Origin of the sequence: Parachryseolinea silvisoli, assembly GCF_021190955.1 — a bacterium.
In the GTDB taxonomy this organism is placed as follows: Bacteria; Bacteroidota; Bacteroidia; order Cytophagales; family Cyclobacteriaceae; genus Ohtaekwangia; species Ohtaekwangia silvisoli.
The window spans coordinates 756,044-774,893 of record NZ_JAIOAO010000003.1 but is presented as its reverse complement, the minus strand read 5'-3'; the positions used below and the strand labels follow the sequence as shown (position 1 = coordinate 774,893).

16 protein-coding genes are annotated in these 18,850 nt (G+C 53.2%); 8 read left to right on the top strand and 8 right to left on the bottom strand.

Going from position 1 to position 18,850, the window contains the following annotated elements; all coding sequences use genetic code 11:
- Nucleotides 1-9: 9 nt before the first annotated feature.
- The 3 genes from K7P01_RS20305 to K7P01_RS20295 are packed head-to-tail and all read right to left on the bottom strand — an operon-like array spanning nucleotide 10 to nucleotide 3,676.
- Nucleotides 10-1,221 (bottom strand): DUF4374 domain-containing protein, encoded by a 1,212-nt coding sequence (locus K7P01_RS20305; protein WP_267296409.1) that lies wholly within the window; start codon nucleotides 1,219-1,221, stop codon nucleotides 10-12.
- A 35-nt stretch (nucleotides 1,222-1,256) separates the two neighbouring features.
- On the bottom strand, nucleotides 1,257-3,008 hold the full coding sequence (locus K7P01_RS20300) for a hypothetical protein (protein ID WP_267296408.1): 1,752 nt from the start codon (nucleotides 3,006-3,008) through the stop codon (nucleotides 1,257-1,259).
- Complete coding sequence (locus K7P01_RS20295; RefSeq protein ID WP_267296407.1) at nucleotides 2,954-3,676, bottom strand: carboxypeptidase-like regulatory domain-containing protein; 723 nt, start codon at nucleotides 3,674-3,676, stop codon at nucleotides 2,954-2,956. Before K7P01_RS20295 ends, K7P01_RS20300 begins: the two co-directional genes overlap by 55 nt.
- A 239-nt stretch (nucleotides 3,677-3,915) precedes the next feature.
- On the opposite strand from K7P01_RS20295, the gene K7P01_RS20290 reads away from it, so the two are divergent.
- Entirely contained in the window at nucleotides 3,916-4,485 is a 570-nt protein-coding gene (locus K7P01_RS20290) for a hypothetical protein (RefSeq protein WP_267296406.1), read from the top strand.
- Nucleotides 4,486-4,633: 148 nt separating this feature from the next.
- On the opposite strand, the gene K7P01_RS20285 is transcribed toward K7P01_RS20290, so the two are convergent.
- Nucleotides 4,634-5,992, bottom strand: a complete 1,359-nt coding sequence (locus K7P01_RS20285; RefSeq protein ID WP_267296405.1) for a HAMP domain-containing sensor histidine kinase — start codon at nucleotides 5,990-5,992, stop codon at nucleotides 4,634-4,636.
- Nucleotides 5,982-6,674, bottom strand: coding sequence for a response regulator transcription factor (locus tag K7P01_RS20280; RefSeq protein WP_267296404.1), 693 nt, complete (start codon nucleotides 6,672-6,674; stop codon nucleotides 5,982-5,984). Before K7P01_RS20280 ends, K7P01_RS20285 begins: the two co-directional genes overlap by 11 nt.
- Nucleotides 6,675-6,763: 89 nt before the next feature.
- Between K7P01_RS20280 and K7P01_RS20275 the strand changes: the two genes are divergently transcribed.
- Both K7P01_RS20275 and K7P01_RS20270 read left to right on the top strand, forming a co-directional pair.
- Nucleotides 6,764-7,705, top strand: a complete 942-nt coding sequence (locus tag K7P01_RS20275) for a hypothetical protein (RefSeq protein WP_267296403.1) — start codon at nucleotides 6,764-6,766, stop codon at nucleotides 7,703-7,705.
- A 3-nt stretch (nucleotides 7,706-7,708) separates the two neighbouring features.
- Nucleotides 7,709-10,405 (top strand): CHAT domain-containing tetratricopeptide repeat protein, encoded by a 2,697-nt coding sequence (locus K7P01_RS20270; RefSeq protein WP_267296402.1) that lies wholly within the window; start codon nucleotides 7,709-7,711, stop codon nucleotides 10,403-10,405.
- Between the two features lie 69 nt (nucleotides 10,406-10,474).
- Here K7P01_RS20270 and mscL read toward each other — a convergent pair whose 3' ends face one another.
- Nucleotides 10,475-10,855 (bottom strand): large-conductance mechanosensitive channel protein MscL, encoded by a 381-nt coding sequence (mscL, locus tag K7P01_RS20265; protein WP_267296401.1) that lies wholly within the window; start codon nucleotides 10,853-10,855, stop codon nucleotides 10,475-10,477.
- A gap of 204 nt (nucleotides 10,856-11,059) precedes the next feature.
- Between mscL and K7P01_RS20260 the strand changes: the two genes are divergently transcribed.
- Entirely contained in the window at nucleotides 11,060-14,098 is a 3,039-nt protein-coding gene (locus K7P01_RS20260; RefSeq protein ID WP_267296400.1) for a PAS domain S-box protein, read from the top strand.
- A complete protein-coding gene (locus K7P01_RS20255; RefSeq protein WP_267296399.1) occupies nucleotides 14,088-14,492 on the top strand; it encodes a response regulator in 405 nt (134 codons plus the stop codon). Before K7P01_RS20260 ends, K7P01_RS20255 begins: the two co-directional genes overlap by 11 nt.
- Nucleotides 14,493-14,521: 29 nt before the next feature.
- Here the strand turns inward: K7P01_RS20255 and K7P01_RS20250 are convergent, their stop codons facing one another.
- Nucleotides 14,522-15,991, bottom strand: a complete 1,470-nt coding sequence (locus K7P01_RS20250) for a CCA tRNA nucleotidyltransferase (RefSeq protein WP_267296398.1) — start codon at nucleotides 15,989-15,991, stop codon at nucleotides 14,522-14,524.
- A 119-nt stretch (nucleotides 15,992-16,110) separates the two neighbouring features.
- Between K7P01_RS20250 and K7P01_RS20245 the strand changes: the two genes are divergently transcribed.
- A complete protein-coding gene (locus K7P01_RS20245; RefSeq protein ID WP_267296397.1) occupies nucleotides 16,111-16,254 on the top strand; it encodes a hypothetical protein in 144 nt (47 codons plus the stop codon).
- 3 nt (nucleotides 16,255-16,257) lie between these two features.
- On the opposite strand, the gene K7P01_RS20240 is transcribed toward K7P01_RS20245, so the two are convergent.
- Nucleotides 16,258-17,025 carry a DeoR/GlpR family DNA-binding transcription regulator gene (locus K7P01_RS20240; RefSeq protein ID WP_267296396.1) on the bottom strand — a complete coding sequence of 256 codons (768 nt, stop codon included), beginning with the start codon at nucleotides 17,023-17,025 and terminating at the stop codon, nucleotides 16,258-16,260.
- A 96-nt stretch (nucleotides 17,026-17,121) separates the two neighbouring features.
- On the opposite strand from K7P01_RS20240, the gene K7P01_RS20235 reads away from it, so the two are divergent.
- Together K7P01_RS20235 and K7P01_RS20230 are read left to right on the top strand one after the other, a co-directional pair.
- The gene (locus tag K7P01_RS20235) at nucleotides 17,122-18,363 is read left to right on the top strand and encodes an MFS transporter (RefSeq protein ID WP_267296395.1); all 1,242 of its coding nucleotides are present in this window, start codon (nucleotides 17,122-17,124) and stop codon (nucleotides 18,361-18,363) included.
- Nucleotides 18,364-18,390: 27 nt separating this feature from the next.
- Nucleotides 18,391-18,843, top strand: a complete 453-nt coding sequence (locus tag K7P01_RS20230) for a DUF1569 domain-containing protein (RefSeq protein ID WP_267296394.1) — start codon at nucleotides 18,391-18,393, stop codon at nucleotides 18,841-18,843.
- Nucleotides 18,844-18,850 lie beyond the last annotated feature (7 nt).

Below are 18,850 nucleotides of genomic sequence, written 5' to 3'. Positions count from 1 at the left end.
CGACTGCGATTAGCGTATATAGAACGCTTGAATTTCGGAGCCCTCGATGCGTGCACCTTTGGTAGCGGTCGCCGTTTGGGGGTCGATCTGGTATACAAATGCGTTATTTGTATCGACGGTGACAGAAGCCCATACTTTACCGTCTTCGACGAGGAACGGCGTGAGGTATTGACCTCCGTGCAACGGAATTTCCGCTACTACTTTCAGGGTTTTAGCATTCAGGTCCAGTACGACGATGTTATGGATTGGTGCCGCGGCCACGGAAAATGCAGCCCACGGGGGCAACGTAGCGTCAAGTGCTGCCGAAACAACACGCGCCACGACGATGCCATTTCCGACATAGGCGCCGCCCATCAGGCGATACCCCAGGGCTTCCACGTTGAAGAAGTAATCGTCATCGAAAGCCTGTTCGCCCTTGTTGATTTTCAGGATACCCGACGGTTTCGTTGATTGAGTGAACCCTGCTGCAATGGAAGCGCTTGAGAACGTATAGCGGTCGCCGTTCTCGTCTTTTAATACGCACGGCTGACTGCTATAGTAGCCGATAGGGCCTGTACGAGTATCTTTAAAGGTTGACTCGTATTGCAGTGCCGGATATGAGTACACGCTTACGTAGGCAGTGTCGGTTGTCGGTGTTAGCCAGTCTTCGCCGCCCAGTACCGGGTAGAACGATACATATAACTTATTTCCGTCAACCCACGTAGCGGTGGGCCATGCATTAAGCTGTACGCCCGCATCGAAGGCTTTGTCGTAAATGGGTGTGGTTACGCTTTTGGTAATGGAAACGCTTTCACCGTCGACGATCTGGATCTTACAATCGTATGAGCCACCTCCCCAAGGAGCGCCAATGGCGATGGCAGTGCCGTCTGTGCCTTCACCGAAACAATCCATACGTTCGAACGCGAACTGTCCTACCTCTGTCAATCCACTCTCGCTAACTTTATATCCTTTCGCAATGCTGTTAGTATAGTTCAGCGCCAGATAGGTGTCGCCTGCTTTTATATAGTAGCTCCATCCGTCTTGCTCTTTGCCGTTGCCGGTAGCAGAGATCGAGCCAGAACCGAGGTTATTGGTATACACGATGTAATCGGCTGTGGGGTCAGTCGACGTGCGGAAACCGAGTACATATTTACCTACTCCATTAGAGTCCGAGTCATCGCTACAAGCGCTCATACCCAACGTCAGGAGCGCCATGAGACCTGCGACTTTAAGTGTTTGCATTTTCATTGTTTATAGAATTGATAGATGATAGTTGACTAATCTTTAAATCGGGCGATGTAATAGCGAAGCTTTACGTTAAAACTTCTACCCGGCTTCTGCACTTTGTAATTGTCGTACAGTTTACTGTCGGCCACGTTCCAGCAAGAGAAACTGAGATTATACTTGCCCCCGTGGGCGCTAGCCGTTACCGACGCATCGTGCGAAATCTGGTTGGGAATGACCGACTTGGAATCCTTGCTTCCCTGCGACGGCCAGTTCAAATAAAACTCCCGCACGTACATTGTGGCCCAGTTGAAGCCAACCTGCCATTCCGATTCCCCCATCCGGTTGGAGGTTACACCCACCATGGCATTGCCAAACAAATACGGGATGTTTGGAATCCGGTCTAACCGCAGCGGATCGGGATAGCTATCGATCGTCTTATTGTTGTTGCGGATATCCTGATAGGTTGCATTCAACTCTACATTCACGCGACGTTTATAGCCATAGCGGATGGTCCCCTCAGCACCCATTACACGGGCGGTGGTCTGGTTCTGTGCCTGGGCCGTGACACCGATCGCTACAATGCGTATCATGTTTTTAGGAAGGCGATAGATCAATCCGCCGTCTACCCGCAAGGAGTGATCGCCGCGAAGATGTTTGGTATACAATACGTCGACGTTGAAGTTATGGCTTCGCTCCGGTTTCAGCGTCAGGTTCGGCTGCAAGAGGAGGCCATCGCCAAACATCTCATCATCTTCGGGCAAGCGTGCCGTATGTTCGTACGAAGCTTTCAGCTGCACCTGCTTTGAGACAAACCATGATGAGGCTATACCAAAGCCATGTTGTACGGTCTTGTCGATTATATACCGGTATTCACCGGTGTCACCCACTTCCTGCTGCGTTTGGGTATTCATATTAAATAGCTTGGCAAAGACCATAGTCTTCAACTGGTTATCTAGCAGACCGAGCTCGTAAGAGACGCCCGTAATGTTTTTACGCATCGTGTTGGGTTGCGCAAACGCGATGTTTTCGGTGTATTGTTCCGCAATGGGGTCGCTGCCCTGGCGACGCATGTAGGAATTGGTATTGTTTAGGGTAAAGGTGTGACGATCCTTCAGGACATACTGAAGCGTGGCGGTGTTGAATATGAACCGATCATTGAACCGGAAGTTGGTTTTAAACCAGCTGATTTCGCCTGACGTGGTACCGAAGGCGCGCGTGACGTATGTGCCGTCCCAGTCATAAATGCGGGAGCTGGTGTCGGCACGCATTGACTCGGTAGCCGTGTAGATCGCGGAGAGATTAAGCGACAGGTTTTTGACGCCGAGGTTTGCCTTGCGGTATTTCAGCGTGGGGGTGATCGTTTCATCGGTGGTATACACACGACCGGCAGGGTTCAGCACCATCGCGCGCCCTCGCTGAAGGTGTTTGTTGCTTTCGGAAGCAATCAGCCCAACCAGCAAGCGGTCTGCCCATTTTGTATTGATCACGCCGCCTTCCACCAACACCGAGCCGCCTTTGTACTGCTCGTTGAACAGCTTGAACGGCTGATCGGGCCCGATCCTGCCCGTGCTCTTGTCTACCAACGGGGCATCTACTGTAAAGTCGTTATCGCTATAGTTGAAAAATCCACTGAGATTCAGGATGAACTTGTTTTTAAAAGTAGCCCGGCTGGCAATGGCCGCCTGGTGCGTATTAAACGAGCCATGGCTGTAGCTTGCGTCCAGAAAGTCTTTTGCATTGTCGTTGGTCACGATATTAACGGCACCGCCCAGCGCATCGGCACCGAGGTGAACAGGCACCACACCTTTATATACTTCATACGATCGATGATATTGACCGGGATGTTGTTGAAGCGCATGCCCGCGCCCAGGTAGTCGGCCGAAATGCCGTCGACGAAAAAGCGTACCTGATTTCCCGAAAAGCCATTCAACGAAAAGTTGAAGTCCGAGCCGAGTCCCCCACCCTGCCGGATGCGAATGCCTGTGCTCCGGTTCAATACGCTGTTTACGTCCAGGTTCAGGTTTTGCAGGGGTGTTACATCAATAGAGGAAACGGAGAAACTTTGTTCCCGCACTTGCTGTACGTCCGTTTTTTGACCCGTGACGGTTATCTCCTCCAGTCCCTGTACATTTTCTTCCAGGGAGAAGTTGAGCGTTACGCTCTGGCCGGCGCGCAGGGTAACTTCCTTTGTTTGCTTTTTATAGCCCACGACGACAGCCGATACCTTATATGTCCCCGCCGGGACGTTTGTAATTCGGTAGCGGCCGTTCACGTCGGCAACTTCGCCCTTGCCCCCTTCAACTGTTATCGAAGCCATCGACAAACCTGCTCCGTCATGACCGGAAACTGTGCCGGATATGGCGGCAGGCGCTTGTGCGTACGCCCAGGTTGTGCCGAGGAGCAGTATCACCAGGGCTAGCAACTTTCTCGTGTCGAGCGGTTTAGATAAAGACTTCGCAGATTGAGGCATGGCGGTTGAATCGGCGCGCAAGGTATACAGTATAATACTTAATTAGAATAATTATAAATAAATTACCCTGTGTAGGGTAGCTACCCTGCACAGGGTATTAATCATATCCCATCGATTAGGGAGAATGGTTTTCTAAAGCCTGTTGGTGACGTGAGCAATTGTGGACTCGTTAGCGGGATCGGGCAAACTTTTTGCGTAGTTTCCACATCTATATTGTAGTAATTATTTAGCTAAACTATATGTATAAACTGTTGGTGTTATTCGTCGGCCTTTCGGCAGGATTGGCCGGCTGCATGTCTTCCCAATGTTGGAACTGCCCGGCTGGCACGGCCACGATCACCGGGCTGAATTATGATACTAAAAAGGATCAAACGGTACTGACACTGCTACCGTATGGCGGTATTACTTTTCCGCACAAGTGGGAGCAGGTTGGATATGACGAGGGGGCTAAAGCACGTATTCTTTACAGCGACTCTACGCGGCTGCATGCCAGTTTAATCCCATTTCAAGAGTATAAAGAAGTTTACCAGAAAGGGAGAACCGATCAGGAACACCTGGCTGCGTTTACGACGTGGGAGACGGAGTTCTGGCGGAACAAGCAGCACGTGACCGTCGACATTCTACAGGATAGTAGTGCTACGAAGGGGTATATTCTTGGGCGAGCGTATGATGCCACGGACAAAAGCGTGGACGCGATCTTTTTGTTTGGTACCCGGCGTGGGTTGTTGTATAATTTTAGAGGTACTTCGTCGAAGTGGACGCAGGAGGAGCTGGAGGTGTTTTTGAAGGGGTTGTTTGTGAGGAATTAGATTTAAGCACAACCCGTTAGTAGCTCCACACTTTTCCTGGCCCTACGCCAGTCTGAAGACTGGCAGCAGTTGTAGTCACAAGTCCCCGCCCCGAGACCGTGCTCAGACTTGCGCCAGCAACCATTTATAGTCACTTCCTCTTCTTTTACTATATATGTGTGAATATTAGCGTGAAGATGTGTTTGCCTTCTGCGTACGTGTAGGTTATGCTGCCGTGGGTGAGGTCGGTGATTTGGCGGACGATGGAGAGGCCGAGGCCGTGGCCGGGTTTTTCTTGTTCGCGGGGTTGGCGGTAGAAGGGCTCGAAGATGAGGCCTTGCGGGATCGGCTCTTCGCCGGGGTTGGAGAAGCGCAGGCGCAGGCCCTCGGGGATTTTGGCGAGGTCGATGGTAAGTGGGTGGGTTGGCGCGTAGAGGGCGGCGTTGGCAATGAGGTTTCGGAAGCAGATTTTCAGCAGCAGCGCGTTGCCGATGACGGTGAGCTGCTCTTCAGCTTCGACGGAAGCATCGATGTCGATCTTCACGACTTGCTGGGGGTATACTACCTGGAGCTCGCGGGCGCTTTCGTCGAGGAGCTCGTCCACACGAACGGGCCCGGTGTTGATGGGGACTTGTGATTGCAGGCGCTGCATGAGGAGCAACGATTCGACCAGGGCTGCCTGGCCATCGACGTCGTCGGATAGACCGGTCAATATAGTACCGACTTCGGGGTGGCCGGCGGTGAGGTCTTCGAGGCGCTCGAGCTTTGTACGGATGATGGCCAGCGGTGTCTTGAGCTCGTGCGCCGCGTGCCGCACGAAGGAGCGCTGCGACTCGAAGGCTTTGAACAGGCGCGCGAGCATCTGGTTGTAGTTGACGGCAAGTTTGTCGAGCTCGTCACGGTTTTTGTGGACCCGAATGAACTCGTGGAGGTTGTTTTCGGTGATGGTCTGGATGGACTTGTTCAAGTCGTCGATGGGACGGAATACCTGGCGGATGTAAAAGTACGCCGCCACGGCAATGAGCGCTGCGCCCAACACCAGCGCGACGATCACCAGGGTCTTGAGGTTCTCTACTTTGCTGATGCCATACGTGTCATAGGCCGAGGCCAGGATGACGTAGTCGTGGCCTTGTTCTTTATAGTGCACCCCCACCACTTCGTCGCCGTCATCGTCGACGTAATACTTGTCGGCGCGCGTCCGGATCTGCTCGATGAGCGATGGTGAGTAGGGTATCTTTTCGTCGTCGAGGCTGCTATAGATGAGGCGGTTGGTCGAGTCGAAGATGAGGATCTTTTCGTCATATAGTTTGTTGATGGAATTCTGGTCGATGATCTTGAGCACTTCCAGGTCCATGTCTTTTACCTCGGTGAGCAGCTTGGCCGTGGTGAAGCTTTTTTCGCGCAGGCGCTCGAAGAATTCTTCGCGGCGGAACTCGGCGTACAGGATATAGATGAAGCTGAGGATGGCGGTGAGCACGACGACAAACAGGCCTACGAAAAGCAGCGTGAGACGCGTCTTAAAGTTCATCGCGTTGATCGTTTAGGTAGTACCCGAACCCCGGCTTGGTGAGGATGAGCTTCTTCTCGAAGTCCTTATCGATCTTGTTGCGCAGAAAGTTGATATATACCTCGATGGTATTGTGGGTGACACCATAGTTGGCATCCCAGAGGTTCATGGCCAGCTCATCTTTGGAGATGATGCGTTTTTTGTGCCGCAGCATGTATTCCAACAGGCTGTATTCTTTGGGAGTCAGGTGTATTTCTTTGCCCTCGCGGATGGCCACCTTTTTATTGGGATCAAGGCGGATGTCCGCCAGTTGCAAGACGGCCTCGGCGGCGGCGGGCTGCTCGGCACGTTTGAGAAACACTTTTACTTTGGCCTGCAGCTCTTTGAGGTGGAAGGGCTTGACCAGGTAGTCGTCGGCGCCGGTCTCGAAGGCTTCCATTTTACTGTCGATATCGCCAAAGGCGGTGATTACCAGAATGGGGATCCCGGGATTCATGTTCCGGAAGCGATCGCAGAGGTCGATACCGTTCATTTTGGGCAGGTTGAGGTCTAACAGCACCAGGTGATAGGTATCCTGCTGGAAAGCTTTCAGTGCCATCTGTCCGTCATAGGCAGGCACGCAGGTATAGCCGTCTTTTTCGAGGGCGGCGGCGACTGACTGCGAAAGCCGATGGTCGTCTTCAACAAGGAGTATTTTTTTCAAAGCGTCGTCTGGCAATGTTTAAAAGAAGTAATTTTAGCCCCGAAATCCAAAACTGTTCCCCTGCGCGGTATTTTCCGGGGAAGCCGATTATGTTCAAAACGTTCTTACCCCTGGCACTGGGTGTGGTGCTGGCCGCTTCTCCCCTCGCCCTTCGGGCCCAGGGTTGCAGTGACGCTGGTTTCTGTACGATGGGTGCCCTTAAGCCCGACCAGCCCTTTAACAAAAAAATTGAGTTTCGTCTCCGCTCCATGGAACTGACCTTTTACCGTGGCGAGACAACTCTGACGCCGATCGTGTATGTGGCCACGGCGGACATGAACTTTAGTATCAATCAAAAGACTTCTTTCCAGGTGAAGCTACCGTATCAGGCGGTGTCGGGGCGCCTGGGCAATACGTCCAGCCTGGGCGATGTCTCGCTTTGTGTGACACGTAATGTATTTTCCAACAGCGTGTACGATGTTAACGTATCGGTGGGCGGCAAGATTCCCACGAACCATTCAGACCTGGACGAGAACGGCCGACCGCTGCCCATGTATTACCAGACCAGCCTGGGTACCTACGACGGTGTGGCGGGTATTTCGGTCATCAGCAAAAAGTGGTTGTTCGCCACGGGTATTCAACATGCCTTTAACCGGAACGAGAACCAGTTTTTGTGGAGCCGGTGGGAAGGCAGCGGCGAAGACATGAACTACATACACCGGTATTCGGTGGCCAACGAACTGCGCCGCGGTACGGATGTGATGTTCCGTGTGGAACGTAACATACGATTCTCTCGACTCAATTTTACGCTGGGTCTCCTGCCCATCTACCGCATTACGCACGACTATATCACGTTGGGCACGGGCGAACGTGTGGCGCAGGAAGGTAGTACCGGGCTCGCGCTGACAGGATTGCTGACAACAGGCTATAGTTTTAATGTGCAGTCGGGTATCAAGATGCTGTTGGGGCACAAGATCGTGAACCGGGATCCGAACACGGACGGCCTGAAGCGTGAGTTTGTATCAACGTTAAGTTATTATTACCGGTTCTGATCCATGAAATTCTCCTGCCTGTTGTTAACGCTGCTGCTGGCTGTTGCCAGTGAGCTTACTGCACAAACCCTGCCCGCGTCGATCGACCAGTATCTCCAGGACGCGGATTATACCGGCGCGCTGACGCTCGCAGATGCGACGCTGGCGGGCACGACCGACGCGGCTACACGCGTATTGCTACAGGCACGGAAAGCGGAAGCGCTGATTCGTCTGGGGAGGTTTGACGAAGCCTCTACCCTGCTGGCCGCCATTATACCTATGGCAACCACACCCGCCCTGGCCGGCGTGGTGCAAACGCAATCCGGATTACTATACCTGAACCAGGGCCGCAACGACCAGGCATTGGAGGCCTTGCAGCTCGCCATCACGCGTTTGGAAGAAGCCGGGCGCGCCAATAGCCTGGAGGCTGCGCAGGCGCTGTCACATCTCGGCAATCTATACCGCGCTACCGGTAAGTATACCCAAGCCGAAGAGCAGCTGACGGTGGCGCTCGCGTATCGTCAGAAATTGTTACCGGCCAATCACGAGCTGATCGCCGCCTCGTACAACGACCTCGGCCTGGTGTTTAGTAACACCGATGCCGACAAAGCGTTGGACTATTATGAGAAGGCCCTGGCTATTTACCAGAACCTGCACGGCTCCGGGCACCCCAAGATCGCTATTGCCCGCACCAACACGGGCTTTTTATACCGCCGTTTAGAATTGTATGGCGATGCCGTGAACAACTTCGAGGCGGCGCTCAAGATCAACGAAAAAGTATATCCAGGTCCTCATCCTGCCAAGGCCTTTGTACTTTTTAACCTGGGGGAAACATACCGGAAGATTGGCGACACCCAAGCGGCCCTGGCGTTTTACCAACGCGCACGTGCGATGTACACCGAAAGCTATGGCCCGCGTCATCCCGAGCTGGCGCGTGTGTTGAATGCGCTTGGAAACCTGTCGCTTGCCGCGCGCGACTATCACGGTGCATTGGAATATTGCCAGCAGGCCCTGCAAGCGAACACCGCGACCTTTCGCTACACGGATGTCTATCGTGATCCGCCCCTGCGTGACTTCTACGACGGTAACGTTTTGCTGTATTCGCTGCTTTCTAAAGCCCAGGCCCTGGAAGCCCGGTATTACGGCCGCACGCTGAAATTCTCCGACCTGACGGCAGCCTTGCAAACATTACAGCGGTGCGATACCCTCATCGACAAGCTGCGGCAACAAACGACCAGCGAGACCGACAAGATCAGCCTGGGCGCTACGGCTAACGAAGTATACGCCGACGGCGTGCGTATCGCGTTTGAAGCGACCGAGGTCGCGCTTCACAAATATACCTATCGCGAACTGGCATTTTATTTTGCCGAGAAGAGCAAGTCGGCCGTGTTACAGGAGGCGATTACGGAAGCAAATGCCAAAGCCTTTGCCGGCATACCGGCGACGCTCCTGGACGAAGAGAAAGACCTGAAAGCTGCGATTGCCCAGTGTGCGCAGAAGCTGGCCCAAAAACCCGAAGCCGCCGAGGAGAAACGCCTGCGGGAGAAGCTCTTTACCCTGAACCGTAGTTATGCGGCCTATACGCGCCGGCTGGAGCAACAATTTCCCGACTACTTCAACCTGCGTTTTAACAGCACAGCGCCCGCCACACGGCAGCTGCAGGCACGACTGGATGCGCATACGGCATTGTTAAGTTATTTCATTGACGAAAAGAACAGTCACCTATACGTCTTTACACTGACGCAGAAGAAGTTTCGCATTACCGACCATACGCTCACGAAAGATTTTGACCGGTATATCACGGGTCTGCGCAACAGTTTGCTATTTAACAACGAGGAAACGTACCGGCTGACGGCCAGTAACCTATCGGGGTTGCTGATACCCTATCATCAGCTAGAGGGTATCAAACACCTGGTCATTCTACCTACCGGGCGACTGAGTAGCGTGCCGTTTGAAACGTTATTAACGCCCAGTAAGATGACGGTGACGGGGCAAGGGGCCTATGCGGCTTATCCTTACCTGCTCAAGCGGTATAGCATCCGTTACGAGTTTTCGGCCGGTGTTATACTCCAGCGGCCGGCACCGCAGCCGCCGTCGGCCTCGCCGTCGATCTTTTTGTGTGCGCCGGTAACTTTCCCGGTTTCCGACAACCTGAACGACCTGCCGGGCACGGAAACGGAAGTGAACGCCATTGCCCAACGCTTTACTGCGCGCAACCTTGGAAACCAGGTTTACCTGGGCCAACAAGCGGACGAGCGGCGCGTAAAGGGTGGAAGCCTCAATACGTACACATACCTGCATTTTGCAACCCACGGGATAGTCGACGAAGCCAGCCCGGAGCTGTCGCGGATCTTTTTGCAGCCGGGCGCGGGGGAAGACGGGCATCTCTTTGCGGGGGAAGTGTATACGCTAAACCTACGGGCCACCCTGGTGACGTTGTCGGCGTGCCAGACGGGATTGGGTAAGCTTTCGAAAGGTGAAGGCGTGATTGGTTTGTCACGTGCATTGGTGTATGCGGGCGCGAAGAATATATTGGTGTCGTATTGGAGTGTGGCGGATGTGTCGACGGCGGTGCTAATGGAACAGTTTTATGGACGACTGCTGGAGGCGCCGACCGGGGTGTTTGCTGAAACGCTGCGGGAGGCGAAGTTGGGGATGATCCAGGATGGGAAGTATGCGGCGCCGTATTACTGGGCTCCGTTTGTCTTGATTGGGTTCTAAATACAGTGTGAGTGTGAGCGCGAATACGGGTACTCCGTTTCCCCGCGCTCACGCTCACACTCATACTGTTTATTGTTGCCGCTTTAGCAGGTCGCGAATCTCGGTGAGGAGCTGGATGTCGGCGGGCGGGGGTGCAGGGGCGGCGGCGGGTTTGTTTTGTTCTTTGCGTCTGAGGGCGTTGATGCCTTTTACGAAGAGGAAGAGGGCGAAGGCGGTGATGATAAAGATGAAAACAGCCTGGATGAATTTGCCATAGGCGATGACGGATTCGCCGAATTTATAGCCGAGCTTTGAAAAGTCAGCCCCTCCTGTGAGGATCCCGATGATAGGCATGAAGACGTCCGCTACGAGTGAGGTTACGATGGCATTAAAGGCGGCGCCAATGACCACACCAATGGCCAGGTCGATGACATTACCCCGGAGGGCAAATTCCTTGAATTCTTTTAACATATGCGTAGGGTCTTTGGTTTAGACTGAAAAATACCATGCTCCGCCGGAAACAACAAACGGAACGGTGAAAGGTTCTCTGTATTTGGTGACTATTTGCGACAACGTCTTTTTATAGATGTGGTAAAAGATGTATCTTTTATACAAATTACGTTACACGCCCTTCCCCCAGAAACCGCTAGCTGCTAAACGGCAAAGAGTATTATCATGAAAAAAATGAACACCGATGGCCAGGCAACGCCAGGGCACACCGAAGATTTGCGCGGCAATAACCTTCTGCTGCTACAGGCTCTGGAGGCGGCACAGATCGGTATCTGGCAATGGAATATTCCCCACGACACGATTACCTGGTCGGAAAAGGTGTATACCATCTTTGGGCTTTCGCCTTCGACGCCGCCGGGTACATTTGCCGGCTATAGCAACCTGATCCACCCCGACGACCGGAACAAGGTCATCCAGGCCATCCATAGCAGCCTGGAACACAAGACGAGCTACTTTATACAGCATCGTACCAACCCGGCACTGGGCAATATCCGCTGGATGGAGGCCTGGGGTACGGTGGTTTGCAACGACCAGGGCGTGCCCGTGACGCTGGTGGGGTCGGTACACGACATTACGGCCAACAAGCAGGCTGACCTGGACCGTGATGCCTGGCAGGCACGCTATGAGCTGATCGCCGCTGCCACGGGCCAGGTGGTCTACGACTATGAGCTGAAGTCGGGCAGTATTCGCTGGAACGGTGTGATCCGCGAGGTGCTTGGCTATACGGCAGAGGAGATGGGCAACATCGACACGTGGGCGTCACTGATCCACCCTGACGACCGCGCCGCGGTCGCCCGCGAGATCGATACCGCTACACGTACCTTGCAGCCTTACGATCAGGTGTACCGCTTTCGTAAAAAGGATGGCGACTATATTTCGATCCACGACAAAGGTTTTTTTATGACCATGGGCAGCGACCGCGCGGTGCATATGCTCGGGTCGATGCAGGATTACTCGTGGCAGACACGCTATGAAGAGGCCTTTCGCGAGAACGAGCTTTTTCGCAAGAGCCTGGAAAGCTCGATGCCGGCCATGCTTTATGTATTGGACGTACAACGGTATAGATACATCTATACGAACGGCGTATCGCTGACCGGTTACAACCCTCAGGAAGTCGAGGACATGGGTGACCTGTTTATTCCCTCGGTCATTCACCCGGAGGATCTGAACCGGATACCGCGCTGGACCAACGAGGCCCTGGGTTTCACCCAGGAAGCGCAGCTGCGCATTCGCACCCGCGACGGAGAATGGCGCTGGATGCTGACCCGCAACACGGTCTTCAAGAAAGACGAGCAAGGCACAGTCACACAGATCATCGGCATTGCCCAGGATATTACCGAGCAGAAAACGGCCGAAGAGGCATTGCGTCGAAGCGAGCAGAGCTATCGTGAGCTGTTTGACACGGTGGGCGAAGCGATCTATATTCAACATCCCGACGGCACCTTCGCCGATGTAAACCGCGGTGCCAGTATCATGTATGGCTATCCGAAGGAGGCTTTTATCGGGCGCACGCCAGCATTTCTTTCCGCCGAAGGGCGCAATGATTTTGAGGGGCTCGCGCAAATGACAATGGGCGCGCTGAAGGGGATTCCGCAGATCTTTGAATGGTGGGGCAGAAAGGCTAATGGTGAGATCTTCCTGAAAGAGGTTCGTTTGAAAAAAGGCACTTACTTTGGTCAGGATATGCTGATCGCCACGGCTTGGGACATTACCCAACAAAACGCCATGGTCAATGCGTTACGCGAAAGCGAGGCCAGCTTTCGAGACCTGTTTAACACGGTCGAACCAATCTACATCCAGAACCGGCAGGGGTTGTTTCTGGACATCAACCAGCGCGGTTATGAAATGTATGGCTATACCAAGGAAGAGCTGATCGGTAAACATCCAATCGACCTGGCTGTACCCGGTAAGAACGACCTGGAAGCGTTGGCGCACTCCACCGAGCGTGCCTGGCAAGGTATACCGAGTATGTTTATCTGGTATGGCTTAACAAAGGATCAGCGGGTGCGTGTGGTGGAAGTCATACAACAGAAAGGCACTTATTTTGGGCAGGAGGTGGTGATTGCCTCGGCGCACGACATTACGGAAAGTCGCAAGGCGGAGATCGCCCTCCGCGAAAGCGAGCAGCGCTTTCGGACGTTGCAGCAGGCGTCGTTTGGCGGCATCGGTTTGCACGACCACGGCCGGATTCTGGACTGCAACCAGGGGTTGTCGGATATGACGGGTTATAACGAAGAGGAATTAAAAAGCATGAACGGCCTCGATTTAATAGCGCCCGAGTCGCGCGACGAGGTGCTGGAAAAGATCCGTGCAGGAGACGAAAAGACTTACGACGTGACGGGTGTACGCAAGGATGGCTCCCGGTATGCGCTGGAAATTCGGGCGAAGATGATTCCGTACCAGGGCAAGGCAATCCGCGTAACGGAGTTTCGCGACATTTCCGATAGAAAGCGTGCGGAAGAGCAAATCATTGAGCAAAACAGTAAGCTAGTAGCGCTGACGGAAGACCTGAAACGCAAGAACGAGCAGCTGGAGGAATTTACACAGATCGTGTCGCACAACCTGCGCTCGCCGGTCGGTAACATCCTGACGTTGCTAAGCTTCTTCGAAACGGCCGAAACGGATGAGGAGCGTGCAGAATACCTGAAGCTGCTGAAAGAATCGGGCGACATTACGCTGACCACGTTGCACGAGCTGAACGAGGTGCTTAAGATCAAGCAGAACAAAAACATCGAAAAACAGCTTTTACGTTTTGAAGACTGTTTTCATCTAACCCGGTCGATGCTGACCGCGCGTATTGCCGAGACGGAGGCGCAATTGATCTGTGATTTTTCAGAGGCGCCGCACCTGCATTATCCGAAGATATACCTGGAGAGCATTCTGCTGAACCTGCTTAGCAATGCCTTAAAATATAATTCACCGGAAAGGACACCCATCATCCATTTTAAAACGTATTATTACCACAAGGACCTTGTCCTGGAAGTGAGCGACAACGGACTGGGCATTAATCTGGAGCGGCATGGTCACCATGTGTTCAAGCTGCGGAAGACTTTTCACCGCCATCCTGAAAGCAGGGGTATTGGATTATTCATGATAAAAAATCAAATTGAGGCCATGGGAGGTGAAATTACCCTCTCCAGTAAACAGCACGAGGGCACTACCTTCTATATCAATTTCACTAAGAACCTGACGGATGGAAACTAAAGCTCCCATCATTGCCCTTGTAGACGACGACAAGATATTTCAAATCACGGCGTCACGCACCCTCAAGGCGGCCCAGCTATCAGACAAAATCCTGCAATTCGACAACGGCGAAGAGGCCCTGGACTTTCTTCGCGACCATGCGCGCGAATCCGAGACGCTGCCCGATTACATCTTTCTGGATATCAACATGCCCTTTGTAGACGGCTGGATGTTTCTCGATGACTATGCGCATCTGAAGACGAATCTCTCGAAGCCGATCGAGATCTATATGGTCAGCTCATCCATCGATCCGCGCGACATGGATCGCGCCCGGCAGCATGCCGACGTACGCGAGTATATCATTAAGCCCGTAACCCGCGAAAAGTTTATCGAGCTTCTGAGCGCCGCAGCCTAGCGACTGCCTTGCACCACGCGCGCCTGAAATTACTCTGCTGTCTGGGAGCCGGAGACCGGCGTTTGGGGGGTAAGGAGGTCCTGTGGCGCCTTGACCAGGGTCAGTCCTTTTTCGGCGGCGATCTTCATTAACAGCGTCAGCGCTTCCTGGCGGTCATTGCGTATCTCCCCTTCCAGTATCGCCTCTTTGATCTGCTCCTTGATGTCGCCGATGATGCGGCTGGGCGGGATCTGGAACATGTCCATGATTTCATCGCCGGTAACGGGTGGCTGAAAATTCCGGATCTGATCCTTCTGCTCTACTTCCGCCATCTTCTGTTCGACGACGTCGAAGTTCTTGAGAAAGCGGTTCACCTTCTCGTTGTTCTTGGACGTGATGTCGGCACGGCAAAGCATCATCAACGCGTCGATCTCATCGCCGGCGTCAAAGAGCAAACGGCGCAGCGCCGAGTCGGTTACTTCTTTTACCAGGGGTATGGGCCGCAGGTGCAAGCGTACCAACTTTTGCACGAAGAGCATCTTTTCATTGAGGGGCAGTTTGAGGCGTCGGAAGATGTTGGGCACCATGCGTGCGCCTTTGTCTTCGTGACCATGAAAGGTCCAGCCATGTGTTTTGTCGAAGCGCTTGGTCGCAGGCTTGGCGATGTCGTGCAAAATGGCGGCCCACCGCAGCCACAGGTCGTACGATACAACGGACACGTTGTCGAGTACCTGCAGGGTATGGTAGAAGTTGTCTTTGTGCGATTTATTGCCCACGGATTCGACACCGTACAGCGCAACCAGCTCGGGGAAAAAGATCTTGAGCAGGCCCGTATTGTACAACAGCTTAAAGCCGTACGAAGGCACCGGACTGAGGATGATCTTGTTGAGCTCGTCGGTGATACGCTCTTGCGATACGATCTTGATACGGTTGGCCTGGCTGACGATGGCGGCATAGGTATCGGGTTCGATATCATAGCTGAGCTGCGAGGCAAACCGTATGGCGCGCATCATGCGCAGCGGATCGTCCGAGAAGGTAGTGATCGGATCTTGTGGCGTACGGATGGTCTTTCGCTTCATATCGGCAATGCCATCGAAGGGATCAACCAGGTTGCCGAAGGTGCTTTTATTCAGGCTGATGGCCAGGGCGTTCATGGTGAAGTCGCGACGCTGCTGATCGTCTTGCAAGGTGCCGTCTTCGACGATGGGTTTACGCGAGTCGCTGCGGTAGGACTCCCGGCGGGCGCCAACAAACTCCAGCTCGAGGTCGTTGTATACGATCTGCGCGGTGCCAAAGTTCTTAAATACGTTTACGTGCACGTCGGGGCCGAGCTGACGGGCGACGGCCTGGGCCAACGCAATGCCGCTACCAACGCACACAAAGTCGATGTCTTTGGATGGCCTTTGAAGGATCAGGTCCCGGACGTATCCCCCGACTACATAGGTGTCGACGCCGAGCTGGTCGCCGGCAGCGCCGATGGCTTGAAATACGGGGTGTTCGAGAGACGAGGCCAGGTTCATGAAAAACTTAATTCAGCCGCCAAAGGTAAGGCAATCCGACAGGATGTAGGGCATGCACGAACAAAGTTTCTGAGGGGATTGTTAGCTTTGCGGGCACGATATTGTACGTATTTCGCCGTATGAAAGCTTTTTTCAAAGTTCTCGCCAAAGTCAACAAACTGATCCTGCCCCGCTACAGCAAGCGGGATATCAATCACTTATCCAAAATCGACAAGGCCGTGGTAGCCTGGCGGTATTGGGTTACCGTGCATGCATTGGATTGATGCCTATAGGATCGAAATACCCGAGTCTTTAAAGGTCTGCTCGGCCAGGGATATTCCTTCTTCATCCGTAATGACAACATTGACGGATGACGCCGGACAAATAAAGAACGCCTCGGCGGTGTTGATACGTTCATGCGTGCTTAACGCGATCACTTGCTTGGAGACATCGACGATCGCTTTCTTCACTTCGCTTTCTTCGTAGTTGATGGTGGTGACACCGATCGTGGGGTGAATGCTACAGATGCCCATGAAATATATATCGGCGCGAATGTTCCGGAAGAACCGAAGGGTATCGTGGCCCACCGTCGTGTAGGCGCTTTTGTACAATCTGCCCCCGGCAAACAATACTTCGATTTTAGGATGCGACTCGAGGACATTTACCACGGGGAAGCTATTGGTGACAACGGTTATTTCCATGTCTTGTGGTAAAATACTGGCGATGGCCATGGCGGTTGTGCCGCTGTCGAAGGCTACTACCTGCCCGGGCTGCACCAGGCTTACGGCTTTCTCGGCAATGATCTTTTTTACTTCGCTCTTATACTGCAGCCGGTCTGAAAAATGATGCGGCGTGGGCGAGTGGGGCACGGCGCCACCGCGTACTGCTTTTAATAAACCCTGATCTGTCAACTCTTTGAGATCCCGGCGCACGGTGTATTCGGAAACTTCTAATCGCTCGCTCAGGGCTTTCAGGGTGACTTTCTGGTCTTCTGAAAGCTGCTTTAAGATCAACTGAAACCGCTCTTCTTTTAGCATAATTGCAATATTATGCATTTTACAGCATGTATTGAGCAAAATATTGAATTATCTAGCCGCCATATATTGCAACATTGAGCAATATCAGTACATTTATTGCAAAATATTGCAATTATGAGCACAATCGCAGAAATCAAGAGAGAGGAGCTATTTATTGCCCCGGAACGGGTTGTCTCCCACACGGAAGCCCCGACGACAGGGAACGCACATTCGTCGTTACGTCGGAACCGGGCAGCTGTCGGGCTGGTGTTTTTCCTGCACGGGTTATGTTTTGCCAGCTGGGCTTCGCGGATCCCGACGATCCAGGCGAACCTTCATCTTACCTCGTCAGCCTTAGGTGCAGTGCTGTTTGCCTTGCCTGCGGGATTTTTTGTGTCGCTGCCGTTTGCCGGATGGCTGGTCGGGCGACTCGGAAGCAAGCGGGTGGTGATTGTGGCTGCTGTATTGTATAGCCTGGCATTAGTCTGTGTAGGGGCCTCTTCGACAGTGCCAGCACTGGTGTGCTGTCTGTTCTGCTTTGGGTTCTTTGCCAATCTGCTCAACATCTCCATCAATACGCAAGCTGTCGTCGTAGAGCGCTTATACCAGCAAAAGCTGATGGCGACATTCCATGGTTTGTGGAGTCTGGCGGGTTTTACCGGCGCAGCGATGGGTACCTGGATGATGGCGCACGCGGTGCCCCCGGCTCACCACTATATTTTGATCTGTGTCATTTTCCTGCTCGTGATCGGCACCTGTGCGTTTTACCTGGTATCGCAGGACGATGTGACGGGCGAGAAGCTGCCGCTCTTTGCCTTGCCAGACCGGGCGCTGATCAGCCTGGGCCTGATCGCGTTCTGCTCGATGATTGCGGAAGGTGCGATGTTTGACTGGAGCGGTATATACTTTAGTCATGTCGTGCGTGTAGACGCGGCCTATACGGGCTTAGGCTATACGACGTTTATGATCGCGATGGCAAGCATGCGGTTTGTGGCCGACAGGCTTTCGGCCCGGTTTGGATTGAAGCGTATTTTACAGGTTAGCGGTCTGCTGACAACGGTAGGGTTATTGATTGCTGTGTTGTTTCCTTCGCTCCTACCCTCCCTGGCGGGCTTCTTTTTGATTGGTATGGGAGTATCGTCGGTTGTGCCGCTGGTCTTTAGTGCGGCGGGCAAGTCAAAGACGCTTTCGCCCGGGGTTGCAATTGCAGCGGTGTCGTCGCTTGGGTTTATGGGCATGTTGATCGGTCCGCCGATCATTGGCTTCATTGCAGAGGCTACCAGTCTGCGAATGTCTTTTCTGGCGTTGCTGGTGTTGTCGGTTTCTGTTGTGGTTCTTTCTTCGGTGAGAGCCCGGTCTGCTTCCGACACTGAATAATTAACCCCGACCTCAACTCTATACCCTATGAAAACTGTTTTTGATGAAGCTACCCGGAGCGAGCTGATCCGAAGGATTAATTCCTTACACGAGAATAAAGAAGCACAATGGGGAAAGATGAATGTATACCAAATGGCAAAGCATTGCAGTCTGTGGGACGAATGGGTGCACGGCCGGAATAACCCGATCTATACCCGCTCCTTTCCTGGTCTGATCTTTGGAAAATGGGCGTTGAAGAGCTCGGTGAAAGATGAGACGCCTATGCAGCGGAATATTCCTACGTCGCGTGATTTGGTTATACAAGAGAAGACCGGCGATCTGGAACTGCAGAAGAAGAAGTGGATGGAGCTCGTTGCCGCGTATGCACAGTATTCAAACCCGAACTTTGTGCATGACTTCTTTGGCAAGATGACGCAGGAGGAGATTGGGATTTTTGCCTATAAACACTCCGATCATCACTTAAGGCAGTTTAGTTGTTAGGTCTACG

Bases quoted from the DNA above. Each gene is read 5' to 3' on its own strand.
- K7P01_RS20305 (WP_267296409.1), bottom strand. From the start codon at position 1,221: ATGCAAACACTTAAAGTCGCAGGTCTCATGGCGCTCCTGACGTTGGGT.
- K7P01_RS20295 (WP_267296407.1), bottom strand. From the start codon at position 3,676: ATGCCTCAATCTGCGAAGTCTTTATCTAAACCGCTCGACACGAGAAAG.
- K7P01_RS20290 (WP_267296406.1), top strand. From the start codon at position 3,916: ATGTATAAACTGTTGGTGTTATTCGTCGGCCTTTCGGCAGGATTGGCC.
- K7P01_RS20285 (WP_267296405.1), bottom strand. From the start codon at position 5,992: ATGAACTTTAAGACGCGTCTCACGCTGCTTTTCGTAGGCCTGTTTGTC.
- K7P01_RS20275 (WP_267296403.1), top strand. From the start codon at position 6,764: ATGTTCAAAACGTTCTTACCCCTGGCACTGGGTGTGGTGCTGGCCGCT.
- K7P01_RS20270 (WP_267296402.1), top strand. From the start codon at position 7,709: ATGAAATTCTCCTGCCTGTTGTTAACGCTGCTGCTGGCTGTTGCCAGT.
- mscL (WP_267296401.1), bottom strand. From the start codon at position 10,855: ATGTTAAAAGAATTCAAGGAATTTGCCCTCCGGGGTAATGTCATCGAC.
- K7P01_RS20260 (WP_267296400.1), top strand. From the start codon at position 11,060: ATGAAAAAAATGAACACCGATGGCCAGGCAACGCCAGGGCACACCGAA.
- K7P01_RS20255 (WP_267296399.1), top strand. From the start codon at position 14,088: ATGGAAACTAAAGCTCCCATCATTGCCCTTGTAGACGACGACAAGATA.
- K7P01_RS20250 (WP_267296398.1), bottom strand. From the start codon at position 15,991: ATGAACCTGGCCTCGTCTCTCGAACACCCCGTATTTCAAGCCATCGGC.
- K7P01_RS20245 (WP_267296397.1), top strand. From the start codon at position 16,111: ATGAAAGCTTTTTTCAAAGTTCTCGCCAAAGTCAACAAACTGATCCTG.
- K7P01_RS20240 (WP_267296396.1), bottom strand. From the start codon at position 17,025: ATGCATAATATTGCAATTATGCTAAAAGAAGAGCGGTTTCAGTTGATC.
- K7P01_RS20235 (WP_267296395.1), top strand. From the start codon at position 17,122: ATGAGCACAATCGCAGAAATCAAGAGAGAGGAGCTATTTATTGCCCCG.
- K7P01_RS20230 (WP_267296394.1), top strand. From the start codon at position 18,391: ATGAAAACTGTTTTTGATGAAGCTACCCGGAGCGAGCTGATCCGAAGG.